The 12,599-nt window shown below is 68.2% G+C and carries 10 protein-coding genes; 5 read left to right on the forward strand and 5 right to left on the reverse strand.

Features of this window, described 5'->3' with window-relative positions:
• Positions 1–3: 3 nt before the first annotated feature.
• Complete coding sequence (locus ACI7YT_RS12835; RefSeq protein ID WP_406245921.1) at positions 4–1,569, reverse strand: hypothetical protein; 1,566 nt, start codon at positions 1,567–1,569, stop codon at positions 4–6.
• A complete protein-coding gene (locus ACI7YT_RS12840) occupies positions 1,545–3,098 on the reverse strand; it encodes an ATP-binding cassette domain-containing protein (RefSeq protein ID WP_406245922.1) in 1,554 nt (517 codons plus the stop codon). The genes ACI7YT_RS12835 and ACI7YT_RS12840 overlap by 25 nt, the downstream gene beginning before the upstream one ends.
• Positions 3,099–3,328: 230 nt before the next feature.
• Between ACI7YT_RS12840 and ACI7YT_RS12845 the strand changes: the two genes are divergently transcribed.
• The 3 genes from ACI7YT_RS12845 to ACI7YT_RS12855 all read left to right on the forward strand — a co-directional run bounded on the left by ACI7YT_RS12845 (position 3,329) and on the right by ACI7YT_RS12855 (position 5,650).
• Positions 3,329–4,021: an NTP transferase domain-containing protein gene (locus ACI7YT_RS12845; RefSeq protein ID WP_406245923.1), complete on the forward strand. Its 693-nt coding sequence runs from the start codon at positions 3,329–3,331 to the stop codon at positions 4,019–4,021.
• Between the two features lie 84 nt (positions 4,022–4,105).
• Positions 4,106–5,053: a hypothetical protein gene (locus ACI7YT_RS12850; protein ID WP_406245924.1), complete on the forward strand. Its 948-nt coding sequence runs from the start codon at positions 4,106–4,108 to the stop codon at positions 5,051–5,053.
• Positions 5,054–5,344: 291 nt separating this feature from the next.
• Positions 5,345–5,650: a hypothetical protein gene (locus ACI7YT_RS12855; RefSeq protein ID WP_406245925.1), complete on the forward strand. Its 306-nt coding sequence runs from the start codon at positions 5,345–5,347 to the stop codon at positions 5,648–5,650.
• Positions 5,651–5,653: 3 nt separating this feature from the next.
• On the opposite strand, the gene ACI7YT_RS12860 is transcribed toward ACI7YT_RS12855, so the two are convergent.
• The gene (locus ACI7YT_RS12860) at positions 5,654–5,914 is read right to left on the reverse strand and encodes a helix-turn-helix domain-containing protein (protein WP_406245926.1); all 261 of its coding nucleotides are present in this window, start codon (positions 5,912–5,914) and stop codon (positions 5,654–5,656) included.
• Between the two features lie 308 nt (positions 5,915–6,222).
• On the opposite strand from ACI7YT_RS12860, the gene ACI7YT_RS12865 reads away from it, so the two are divergent.
• A complete protein-coding gene (locus ACI7YT_RS12865) occupies positions 6,223–7,821 on the forward strand; it encodes an acyl-CoA carboxylase subunit beta (protein WP_406245927.1) in 1,599 nt (532 codons plus the stop codon).
• On the forward strand, positions 7,818–8,036 hold the full coding sequence (locus tag ACI7YT_RS12870) for an acyl-CoA carboxylase subunit epsilon (protein ID WP_406245928.1): 219 nt from the start codon (positions 7,818–7,820) through the stop codon (positions 8,034–8,036). Before ACI7YT_RS12865 ends, ACI7YT_RS12870 begins: the two co-directional genes overlap by 4 nt.
• Before the next feature lie 75 nt (positions 8,037–8,111).
• Here ACI7YT_RS12870 and ACI7YT_RS12875 read toward each other — a convergent pair whose 3' ends face one another.
• Both ACI7YT_RS12875 and ACI7YT_RS12880 read right to left on the reverse strand, forming a co-directional pair.
• Entirely contained in the window at positions 8,112–11,138 is a 3,027-nt protein-coding gene (locus ACI7YT_RS12875) for an alpha-mannosidase (RefSeq protein ID WP_406245929.1), read from the reverse strand.
• A gap of 91 nt (positions 11,139–11,229) precedes the next feature.
• Complete coding sequence (locus ACI7YT_RS12880; protein ID WP_406245930.1) at positions 11,230–12,438, reverse strand: ROK family protein; 1,209 nt, start codon at positions 12,436–12,438, stop codon at positions 11,230–11,232.
• Positions 12,439–12,599: the final 161 nt, after the last annotated feature.

Below are 12,599 nucleotides of genomic sequence, written 5' to 3' on the forward strand. Positions count from 1 at the left end.
CGATCACGCCGTCTCGACGAACTCCATCAGCCGCTCGCCGCTGTGCTCGAAGATGCGTCCGCCGATCGCCGTGCCGACGAGCAGGACGCCGATCCCGGTGCCGACGCCGACCCAGAATGCCGTCCACGCGTGCTCGCCGCCCTCGAGAACGGCGAGCGAGAACAGCCAGATCGTCGGCACCGCGAGGAGGATCGCGCCGACGAATACCCCGGCCTGACCGAACGCGCCACGGGATGCCGCACGCTGCGGCTGCTGGAACGGGCTGTCCCCCGGGCGGGAGACCGCGTACGGAGCGATCACCGAGACGACGCTGGAGAGTCCGAGACCCGCGAAGAACAGGCACACGGCGAGACCGCTGAGCGGCAGCAGCAGTCGCCAGTCGCCGGTCAGCGCCAAGGTCACGGGGACCGCGATCGCGAGAGCGGGAACGGCCACCAGGAACACCGGGATGAGGCGGCCGAAACGATCCGGCAGCCCGCGGACACCGCTGGCGACGTGCACCCAGAAGGCGGTCGAGTCGTAGGCGATGTCGTTGTGCGGCAGCCAGCCGAAGAACAGCGCCATCACCGGGACCGGCACGAGAACTGCCACCTCGAACGGCACTCCGGCCACGAGAAGCGGGAAGACGGTGAGCACGCCGGCGACCGGGACGACGACGATGTTCACGATGTAGCGGCGGTCGCGCAGCCAGTAGACGAGACTGCGTGCAGCAATCGCGCCGAACGCGTTCGATGGCAGCAGACCGAACCATCCGAGTCCGGTCCGTTCGCGTGCGGTCACCGGACGCTCGGTGGTCGTGAGCATCCGCCGTACCAGCCAGACCCACGCCGCGGTGATCGCTGCGAGAGTGGCTGCGGCGACGAGGCCACTGATCCAGGCACCGGCCGTATCGCCCGCCGCGAGTGCGAACAGCAGACCGACAGGCGCGGCCACCGGCGTCGCACCGACGATCGTCGTGGCGGCGGCGACCGCGACCGGGACGCTGCCCTGCCATTCCAGCGAAGCGAGGAAGACGGCGACGGGGAACGCGACCACGACGATGGCGAGAGTGAAGAGCGCCGTCAGCTCGCGGGAACGCCGCTCGGGGAGCCAGCTCGCGCTGATGGCCATGCCGACCCGTGCGGCGAGCACGAACGTCAGCAGTCCGATGACACCGGCGAGCACCGCGGCATACACCGGCACGCCGAGTCGGATGCCCACGATCGTCACGCAGGTCGTGACGGCCATGAGGGCGAAACTGGGAACGCTGATGAGCGAGGCGAGTGCCAGGATCCACGGCATCCGCCGTTCGTCGACGCCGAACGCCGCGAAACGACGCGGGTCGAGCTGGTCGATGGCACCCGTCAGCATGGGGCCGACGAGGAAGGCGAGGAAGACGGCGGCGCCGCCGAGCACGATCACCGTGCGCGCAACGGCTGTCGTGGCATCGGCGAGGCTGAGCACGGCGATGCAGACGATGACCGTGGCGGCCACGATTCCGAGCAGACCGAAGATCGTGCGAGTGAGATGGTTGCCGCGGAGCGCCCCGAACAGCAGGGCGATTCTCAGTCGGAGAACGTGTGCAACCACTCCAGCCCCTCCACCTCGCTGCTGGACCCTGCCAGCTCGACGAATCGCGACTCGAGGGTCTGGCCGGCGCGGACCTCATCGACGGTTCCCTCGGCGAGGACCTCTCCGCCGACGATGATCGCGACGCGCGAGCAGACCCGCTCGACGAGATCCATGCCGTGGCTGGAAAGCACCACGGTGCCGCCGTGCGACACATATGCCCGCAGGATGTCGAGGATCACTCCGGACGAAACAGGGTCGACGGACTCGAAAGGCTCGTCGAGCACGAGCACGCGCGGCGAGTGGATCATGGCGCCGGCGAGCATGATCTTCTTCGTCATGCCCGCGGAGTAGTCGGAGACGACGCGGTTGAGCGCGCCGGTGAGGTCGAACGCCCTGGCGAGGTCGGCGGAGCGCTTCTCGATGACGCGCGAGTCGAGTCCGCGCAGCAGGCCGTAATAGTGCAGCAGCTGGCGTCCGGTGAGACGGTCGAAGGTCCGAAGTCGATCGGGCAGCACGCCCATCATCCGCTTCGCGGCGAGCGGGTCCGCCTTCTGGTCGATGCCCGAGACGTGGACGGTGCCCCCGTCTCCGCGCAGCAGTCCGGTGATGATCGAGAGCGTGGTCGTCTTTCCGGCGCCGTTGGGACCGACGATGCCATAGAACGATCCGGCCGGGACCGTCAGGTCGATGCCGTTGACCGCGCGCTGGTCGCCGAAGTCCTTGATCAGCCCCCGCACGCGCAGCGCGTCGACAGCGTTCGCTGTCTCCACGTCAGCGAACGTCTCGTCGACGGCCTCCGCCACGGGCGCGTCCTCGATCGTCGCCCCGTCTTCCGACGCTTCGGTCGGAGCGGATTCCACTTCGTCGACGGGTTCGAACACGGGCGATTCCGCCTCTACCGTGGGCTCTGACACAAGCGGTGCCTCCGGTTCCACGACAGGCTGAACTGCGACCTCGGCCGCGGGCGCGACATCAGCCGGTTGACCGACGGATGCTTCGACGTCCGCAGGAGGAGCGACGGTCTCGACCACGGTCGTGGCGGAATGCGCGGCCACCGCGCGCGCTGCGGTGGCCCGAGGCTTACGCGGCTTCGTCACACGCTTGGGGACCGGCTTCTTGGTCGGCGCCTGCCCGCTCGCGGAGACCTCGGCGGTCTGGTCGACGGACATGCCGTCAGCGGCATCCGACTCGTCGGCGTCTCTCGCGGCGGCTTCCTGCGCGGCGGCCTTGGCCGCAGCAGCCTTCGCGGCGGCAGCCTTGGCCGCTGCGGTCTTCGCAGCCGTACTGCGTGCTGCCGAGGTCCGCGCTGCGGTCTTTGCCGCGGTCGTCTTCGCCGCCGCGGACTTCGCCGCCGCGGTCTTGGCGGCGTCCGTCGCGGCCGTCGGCGTCTCGGACGCGGCCTTCGTCGCCGTCGACTTCGCGGTGCGCGCCTTCACGGCCGCGGTCTTGGCCGCGGAATCCGGGGCGGTCTTGCGGGCCGGGCGCGCCTTCTTGGCCTGAGCCGTGGCAGTCGCCTCGTCCAGCTGGTCGTCAGGGGAAGGAGTCACTGTATTACGGTATCAACGGGGACCAACTTTGCCCGGTTCCAGCGCAACATTCCGCAGGATCCGTACGCCGTCCTGCACAACCTGAGAGCTGGGTGTGCAGTCGGTCACGAATTGGCAACGGCGTCCACACGGACCAGGGGCTTTCCAGGTGCCATGGCTAGCATGAAGGCGGCACGAAGAGGTGTCTGGTCGGTGAACCGGCCGTGAACACAATTCTTTTAGGAGCTTTCGTGACTCTTCAGACCGTTATCCTCGCAGCCGGCATGGGCTCGCGCCTCGGGCGTGCACTGCCCAAGCCCCTCACAGAGCTGAGCGACGGCCGCACGATCATGCAGCAGCAGCACGAGAACATCCGTGCCGCGTTCGGCAAGGACGCCCGCATCACCACCGTCGTCGGCTACCGCGCCGAGACGATCATCGAGGCGTTCCCGCATGTGAACTACGTCCACAACGAGCGCTACGACGAGACGAACACGTCGAAGAGCCTGCTGCGTGCCCTCGGCGCGACCGGCAAGGGCGGCGTGCTGTGGATGAACGGCGACGTCGTCTTCGATCCGATGATCCTCGGCCGCGCGCTCGAGTACATCGAGCGCGACCAGTCGTTCGTCACCGTCAACACATCCAAGGTGAGCGACGAAGAGGTGAAGTACACGGTCACGGCCGAGGGCTTCATCAAGGAGCTCTCGAAGACCGTCAAGGGCGGTCTGGGCGAAGCCGTCGGCATCAACTACATCTCCTCCGCGCACAAGAAGGCGTTCATGCGTCAGCTGCAGCGCGTCGAGGATCAGGACTACTTCGAGCGCGGCCTCGAGCTGGCGATCGCCGAAGACGGTCTGTTGCTCGAGCCGATGGACGTCTCCGACCTGTACGCGGTCGAGGTCGACTTCGCCGAGGACCTCGAGCGCGCGAACCTCTACGTCTGACGCGCACTGACACAGCGCAGAGCCCGGCACCATCAGGTGCCGGGCTTTCGGCTTTCTCGCGGCATCCGTCCATAGGATCGGGGCATGGCCGACAAGGTGCACAAGATCCACTCCCTTCCGGACGATGCCCCGTGGGACAAGGGCGTTCCGCCGGTGGGTTCGACCGAGCATCCCTTCACCATCCGTGGCATCGACAGGGTGCTCGCGATCCAGCGCCCTCTGGTGCTCGCGCACATCCGCAGCATCCGGCTGCGCAACCCTGATGCGACACCGGCGCAGATCATCCGGATGCTGGAGCAGAGATATCTCGCGGCGGTCACCACCGGTGGGGCGACGGTCGGTGCGACAGCAGTGGTGCCGGGCATCGGCACGGGCGTGACACTGGCGCTGTCCGGAGTGGAGACGCTCGGCTTCGTCGAGTCCACCACGCTGTTCGCCCAGTCGGTCGCCGAGGTGCACGGCATCCCGGTCGAGAACCCGGATCGGGCGCGGGCACTGGTCATGACGTTGATGCTCGGCAAGGAAGGCGTCGATCTGCTGTCGCAACTCGCGGGGCAGGCGGCCGGACGGGGCGTTGCTCGATCCGCGTACTGGGGCGAGGTCGTGACGAAGTCGCTCCCCCGCGCGGCCGTCGGTCCGATCGTGGATCGGCTGAAGACAATGTTCCTGAAACATTTCGCCGCGGCCGGTGGAGCGTCCTTCCTGGGTAAGGCGCTGCCGTTCGGTATCGGCGCCGTGATCGGCGGAGCGGGCAACAACATTCTCGGGCGTCGCGTGCTGGTGACGTCGCGGCGAGCCTTCGGCGCTGCGCCCGACGTCCTCCCGCCCGAGCTGGAGCCCGTCACGGGTGCCGAGCGGATCGAGATGCGGGTGGTGCGCGGCGCCCGGTACGCCGGATCCGCGATCGCGGCTGCCGCCGGCACCACCGCGCGCGGTGTCGGCTGGGCCGGTCGCCGAATGACCGAGATCGGACGCGCGCGGCACAGGTCGGATGCCGAGACGCCGGCGATCGAGGAGGATCCGGGGCGCTAGGTTCGCGCGGCCGAGGCAGCTCGTGGCCAGGCGGCCCACCCATCATCGAAGGCACGAAGTGTCGGCATCGCCGCTTCGACGCGTGAGTCCGGCCACCGGTTTCCGTCGTCCATGATGCTTCCGTGGGCATCGCGGAAGACGCGATCGTCGACCGACGGGCGCACGTACGGGCTCATCGCCTCAGTGTCCCGCACTGCACAGGGGCGACGCCACGTCGAGTTCTCCACAGACCGGGACCGCGCGCGTCATCTCGCCGCTCGGCCGTCGGATGCCGTCCTTACCTTCGTCAGCATGTTGCGACCGATCGAACCCGAAGAACTCCCGCCTCCCGTCGCCTATCGCGTGCCCTGGAGCATCGACCGGTCGGATGCCGCGCATCCCGGCGTGACGAACGAGTCACGCGCACCTGCCGACTTCGTGCGGGTGTTCCATGCGGATGCCGACGGTGAGGAGCACACGCAGCTGTGGGGGCAGGTGCTCCCCGGCGAGCGGATGGAGCTGTGCCTGTGCACGGCGGATCTGGACGAAGTCGTGGTGACGGTGGCGTGGTTCCGTCAGCAGGACGGACTGGAGTACGTGTGGCGGTTCGTCGTGTGAGCGTCAGCTGCCACCCCGGCGGCGCAGCTCACGACGGAAGTCGGCCTCCGAGTAGGGTTTGAGGTTCTCGGGCAGATCAGCCGAGGTGAGGCCCTTCACGAAAGTGTCCGGCTTGACGTCGAGCGCAGTGGCCAACTGGATCAGCACGAAAAGGGTCGGTTTGCCGTCTCCGGCCTCGATGCGGGCGAGGTGTCGGACGTCCATGTCTGCGCGCTGCGCGAGCTTCGACCGGCTGATCGACGACTTGTTCCGAAGCTCCCTCACGATCTCTCCGACGCGTTGAGATGCGTGTGATCGAGGTGCCTCCATTCCTCAAGCATCCAAGGCCACAACAAATCGATCAGCGTCTTGCATGCCAGGACTTTTAGCCCATGCTCTATGTGCCCGAGAGCGGGTGATCCCGCGTGAGACGTCGAGATCGTGCAGCATTCGTCAAGCCCTGCGACCCTGGACGCGCGAATCGGCGACCGATCTCGGGATCCGGGCGGCACCACCCCAGCGTCATCATCGCCAAAGGATCCGCCGACCCGTTGTGCGAGGCATCCAACGTCGCGCCGTCCGGCGCTACTAGGGTGGAATCCGTGACGGACACCCCTGACCTCTCCACGACCGCCGGCAAGATCGCCGACCTCCGAGCTCGATACACCGAAGCCGTGGTCGACGCCGAGACGAAGGCGAAGGAGAAGCAGCACGCCAAGGGCAAGATGACCGCCCGTGAGCGCATCGAACTGCTCGTCGACCCTGGCAGCTTCGTCGAGTTCGACGAATACGTCCGCCACCGCACCACCGCCTTCGGCATGGACCGCAACCGTCCGTACGGCGACTCCGTCGTCACCGGCATCGGCACGATCCACGGTCGCACGGTCGCCGTCTACTCGCAGGACTTCACGACCTTCGGCGGCTCGCTCGGCGAGGTCTCCGGCGACAAGATCATCAAGATCATGGAGTTCGCCCTCGCCGGCGGCATGCCCATCATCGGCATCCTCGATTCCGGCGGCGCGCGCATCCAGGAAGGCGTGCTCGCGCTCAGCAAGTACGGCGAGATCTTCAAGATGAACACGCGCTCGTCCGGTGTCATCCCGCAGATCTCGATCATCATGGGTCCGGCCGCCGGCGGCGCCGTCTACGGCCCGGCCCTCACCGACTTCGTCATCATGGTCGACAAGACCAGCCAGATGTTCGTGACCGGCCCCGACGTCATCAAGACCGTGACCGGCGAAGACGTCGGCATGGAAGAACTCGGCGGCGCCCTCACGCACAACACCCGCTCCGGCGTCGCGCACTACCTCGCCGAGGACGAAGACGACGCGATCGACTACGCACGGACGCTGCTGAGCTTCCTGCCCGACAACAACATGGCCGAGATCCCGGGCTACGAGAGCGGCTTCGAGTGGGAGACCACGGATGCCGATCGCGCGCTGAACACGATCATCCCCGACTCCCCGAATCAGCCGTACGACATCCACACGGTGATCGAGCACATCGTGGATGCCGGAGACTTCATCGAGGTCCAGCCGCTGTTCGCCCCGAACATCGTCATCGGATTCGGCCGTGTCGAGGGACGCTCGGTCGGCATCATCGCCAACCAGCCCTCCCAGATGGCCGGCACGCTCAACATCGAGGCCGGCGAGAAGGCCAGCCGCTTCGTCCGCTTCTGCGACGCGTTCTCGATCCCGATCGTCACGCTCGTCGACGTACCCGGCTACCTCCCCGGCACGGACCAGGAGTGGACCGGCGTCATCCGCCGCGGCGCCAAGCTCATCTACGCCTACGCCGAGGCGACGGTCCCGCTCGTCACGGTGATCCTGCGCAAGGCCTACGGCGGCGCGTACATCGTGATGGGCTCCAAGCAGCTCGGCGCCGATGTCAACCTCGCCTGGCCGACCGCCGAGATCGCGGTCATGGGCGGCCAGGGCGCCGTGAACATCCTCTACCGCGGCGAGATCAAGAAGGCCGAGGAGAACGGCGAGGACGTGGCCGCTGTGCGCACCCGCCTCGCCAACGAGTACACCTACAGCGTGACCAGCCCGTTCCTCGCCGCCGAGCGCGGTGAGATCGACGGCATCATCGAGCCGGCCAACACCCGCGTCTCGATCGCCAAGTCGTTGCGCGCCCTCCGCGGCAAGCGCGCCGAGCTCCCGCCGAAGAAGCACGGGAACATCCCGCTGTGAGCGAGCCGGAACCCACCCCCACGGTCGATATCGTCCGCGGCCGTCCCACCGAAGAGGAACTCGCGGCGCTCATCGCCGTCATCAGCGACGCCTATGTGCAGGAGGCGGCGAGTGCCGTCGCCGAGGAGCCGCACGTCTCGGCCTGGCAGCGCACCCAGCGACCGCTGCGCAAGCCGTTGCGCCGCGACATCCCATGGGGACGCTTCTCCGGCTGAAGATCACGCCTGTCGATGCTCGATGGGCGCTGCCCGACTCGACGGCGTTTCGATCCCCACGCCCCCTCCGCTCGCTCAGCGGGCGAGGTGCGGCGCACGGAAGCGCAGCGTCACCAGTTGGAACGCCCGCAGCTCGAGCGCGACCGCATCGGACGTCGAGCCGCGCACGGCGGCCGCCGGCAGTTCCCGTTCGAGCAGGTCCGTCTCGCTCACCGAAGCGAACCCGAACGCGGTCGACAAGACCGCGGCAGCACGCGCGCCGTGCGCCTCGTACAGCCGCACCACCACGTCGCCGCTGCGGTCCTCCGCGAGCTTGACCGACTCCACCACCACGGCATCCGACGACACCGTGACCAGCGGATCGACCGGACCTGCGCCGGTCAGCTCCCGCAGCGGCAGGTTCAGCCGATACCCCTCCCGCACGGCATCCGCGATGTCGGCTCCCGGCCGGATGCTGACACGGAACGTGTGCTCGCCCTGATCCGCCTCTGGGTCGGGGAAGAGCGGCGCGCGCAGCAGCGACAGCCGCACCGACGTCGTCACGCCACCGCCCTCCCGCGGTGCACGCGCGATGTCGTGACCGTACGTCGCATCGTTCGCGATCGCGACACCGAAACCGGGCTCCCCCACGTGCACCCAGCGGTGCGCGACCGTCTCGAACCGCGCGGCATCCCACGACGTGTTCACGTGCGTCGGACGATGCACGTGGCCGAACTGGATCTCACTCGTGGCGCGATCCGCGTGCACATCGAGCGGGAAGGACAGCTTGAGCAGCTTCTGCCGCTCGTGCCAGTCCACCACCGTCTCGATGTCGAGCGCTCGCGCCCCAGCGGCGAGCGTGAGGGTCTGCGTGATCCGCGATGCCCCCCATCCGCGGATCACGCAGACGATGGCGGCAGCGGGATGCGGGACGACATCGATCGACACCACGTCCGTCACGTCGGCCCCGTGACGGCGGTAGTGCTCGTCGATGTCCCACGCATCCCACTGCGTCGGCGTGTCGCGATGCACCCGGAGGAGGTTCCCCCGCTCCCCCGGTGCGATCGCTTCACGTCCGGTCGCACGCACGACGAGTGACGTCAGCAGACCCGACTCGTCGACGAGCACACTCAGATGCTCGTTCGACAACTCGAATCCGCTCGCCGTGCGCACGACCGATGCGGGTGCCGATTCACCCGTGACTGCGGCAGCGACCCCCGACGCCGCCGCTCCCTCCCGTGGATAGGGCCCCGCGTTCGCGACAAGCGAGGTCGTCCCCTCACCGGCGACCGCTCCCAGCGCCTGCGCGATGATGCGCTCCGTCGAGGCGAGCACCTCGGCGTAGCGACGTTCTGCCTCCCGATGCACCCAGCCGATCGAGCTCCCCGGAAGGATGTCATGGAACTGCTGCAGCAGCACGGTCTCCCACGCCGCATCCAGTTCGTCATAGGGGTACTCGGCTCCGCGCAGCGCAGCCGCCGCCGCCCACAGCTCGGCCTCGCGCAGCGCGTGCTCGCTGCGCCGGTTCCCCCACTTGGTCCGCGCCTGCGACGTATAGGTGCCGCGGTGGAACTCGAGGTACATCTCCCCCGTCCACACCGGCGGATTCTCGTACTCGGCCTCCGCCGCCTCGAAGAAACGCGCCGGACTCGACAGCGTCACCGTCGGCGACCCCTCCAGCGAGCGCAGCCGCTTCGCCGCCGCGAGCATCTCCCGGTTCGGCCCGCCACCGCCGTCTCCGTAGCCGAACGGCACCAGAGACGTGTTCGCCGCGCCCTTGTCGGCGAACTGCCGCTCGGCGCGCGCCAGCTCCGCACCGGAGAGCACCGCGCTGTAGGTGTCGACCGGCGGGAAATGAGTGAAGATGCGGGTCCCGTCCACCCCCTCCCACAAGAACGTGTGGTGCGGCATCGTGTTCGTCTCGTTCCACGACAGCTTCTGCGTCAGCATCCAGCGGGAACCGGCCGCCTTCGCGATCTGCGGCAGCGCCGCAGAGTAGCCGAACGAATCGGGCAGCCAGACATCCAGCGGTTCGACGCCGAATTCCTCGAGGAAGAACCGCTTGCCTCGGACGAACTGACGCGCCAGCGCTTCGCCGCCCGGAAGGTTGGTGTCCGACTCCACCCACATGCCGCCTGCCGGGACGAAGCGGCCCTGCGAGATCGCCTCCCGCATCCGTTCGTACAGCTCCGGCTGGAATCTCCTCATCCAGGCGTACTGCTGCGCCGAGGATGCCGCGAAGACGAACTCGTCATCGTGCTCCTGCAGCGACAGCACGTTCGAGAACGTGCGCGCCACCTTGCGCTGCGTCTCCCGCACCGGCCACAGCCATGCCGAGTCGATGTGCGCGTGGCCCACCGCGTGCAGCCGGTGCGCCGATGCGGACGCCGGCAGGCGGAGCGCCTCGGCGAGCACGCTTCGTCCGTCCGCTGCCGTGCCAGCGACGTCCTCCGGATCGACGGCGTCGACCATCCGCTCCAGAGCACGCAGGACACTTGACCGGCGCGGTGAATCGGGCAGCTGCTCCCACAGGGAGAGCAGGACCTCGGCATCCTGCAGCAGCTCCCAGACCATCTCGTCCAGCAGCCCGATGTCGGCCTGGCGCATCACATAGTGCGGCTCATCGCCCGCGGTGTCCCATTCCCCGAGCGGAGTCGGCTGGAAGTGCACGAAACCACCCCCGACGTCCGGGTTCGCGGCGGCCTCGAGGAAGATCTCGATCGCCTCGCCCGGCGCGGCCTCGAGCGGGACGTGCGCGTTGCGCGGCTCGACCGCCTTGATGATCGAGCCGTCAGGGCGGTACGCCGTACCCTCGGCTTGAAACCCCGGCTGCGCAGCGCTGAAGCCCAGATCGAACACGAGCTCGGCGCGCTCTCCCTCCTGCGCCTCCGGCGCCACTCCCGTCGCACGCAACCACATCGTTCCCCACGGGCGACCCCACGGCATCCCGACCGCGAACGGACGGTACGACTGACCGACGGCCTCGGCGAACGGCACGGGCTCAACGGGAGCTTCCCAGCTCTCGAGCGTCAGCGGCACCCGGCGACGATAGACGGCCGGGCGCAGGCGCTCGTGCAGGAAGCGGCGGATGCGCGCTTCGATGAGAGCGGAGTTGTCGTGCATGGAGGGCGTGCTCCGATGGCGAGGGGACCGGGGATGCGCCAAATATTAAATCGACTGGAATAACCGTGTCAAGAGTCCTGATGACATCCGGTCAGGACCGCCCGCCCTCCAGGAGCAGCGAAGAGGCGCGTGGAGACAGGACGTCGGCGAGGATCACGCACGCGGCTCCGACCGCGCCGACGTCGCCGCCGACGACCGATCCGGCGACCGGCAGATTCCGCACCGCTCCTGTTGCGCTCTGACGCTCGAGCAGCTTCGGCAGCTCGCGCAGGTAGACCCGCGACAGCCGGGCCCAGAACGGCCCGCCCAGTACGACCCGATCCACATCGAGCATGTTCGTCAGCGTCGAGATCAGCACGGAGAGATTCTCGGCGGCGTGCACGAGGACGGCCAGCGCACCGGCATCCCCCTGCTGCGCCCGCGTGCACAGCTGCGCCAATCGCTCGTCGACCGACTCCGCGTCGCTGCCGACGCGATCGTCGGCGAGCACACCGGCGCGCTCGGCCTGCTCGACGATCGCCTGCGGCGTGCAGACCACCTCGACGCACCCGCGCCGACCGCAGCCGCACACGGGACCATCCGGGTCGACGATGACATGTCCGACCTCGCCCACGTTGCGAGAGCGCCCGCGGACCACATCGCCGTCCAGCACGAGAGCCGTGCCGATACCGGTGCCGAGGTACACGAACAGCAGAGACACATCGGGCGGATCCTCACCGGTCCAGATCTCCGCGAACGCGGCGGCTGTGGTGTCCTTCTCCAGCACCACCGGCAGCCCGACCGCATCGGCGAGCGCGGTGCGCAGCGGCACACGGTGCCACTGATGCAGCTTCGGCGGATCGATCACGGTGCCTCTTTCGGCATCCAACGGCCCTGGGGCCGCGACGCCGACACCCGCGATCGTCTCCCGGTCGACACCGGAGCGCTCGACGAGATCCTCGATCGCGTCGGCCATCGCGCGGATCACCTGCATCGGGTCGTTCGCCGGAGTCCGCCGCACACTGCGCGCGATCACCGCCCCGCTGAGATCCAGCAGTACGACGGTCGTCAGCGCCGGATCCAGGTGCACGCCGAGCGACAGCCTGCTGCGTGGGATCAGTCTCAGTGTCGTCCGCGGCTTCCCCGGCCCGTTGATCGTGCGGCCGGCCTCTTCGATGAGTCCCTCGCTCAGCAACCGTCGCGTGATGTTGGTGACGGTCTGCGCCGAGAGCCCTGTGGCATCGACGAGTTCGATCCGACTGAAGCCGTCGCCCGAGCGACGGATCGCTTCGAGGATGACGGACTGATTGAAATCGCCCATCCTCGGCAGGTTCGTTCCTCGCCGCAACACGCTCATCGCTCCATCATCACGCATCCGGCGCCGAATCCGGCCGGACGCCGTCGGAAATCGTGTCCCCCAAATGGCCTACAGACAGATGCTGGACGAGGCGTCAGACTGTTACCGACGCTACGCGTTCGGTT

The sequence above is a fragment of the Microbacterium sp. M genome (assembly GCF_045181065.1).
GTDB lineage: Bacteria > Actinomycetota > Actinomycetes > Actinomycetales > Microbacteriaceae > Microbacterium.

Coding starts and splice junctions, on each gene's coding strand:
- ACI7YT_RS12850 (WP_406245924.1), top strand. CDS start 4,106: ATGGCCGACAAGGTGCACAAGATCCACTCCCTTCCGGACGATGCCCCG.
- ACI7YT_RS12880 (WP_406245930.1), bottom strand. CDS start 12,438: ATGGGCGATTTCAATCAGTCCGTCATCCTCGAAGCGATCCGTCGCTCG.
- ACI7YT_RS12875 (WP_406245929.1), bottom strand. CDS start 11,138: ATGCACGACAACTCCGCTCTCATCGAAGCGCGCATCCGCCGCTTCCTG.
- ACI7YT_RS12855 (WP_406245925.1), top strand. CDS start 5,345: ATGTTGCGACCGATCGAACCCGAAGAACTCCCGCCTCCCGTCGCCTAT.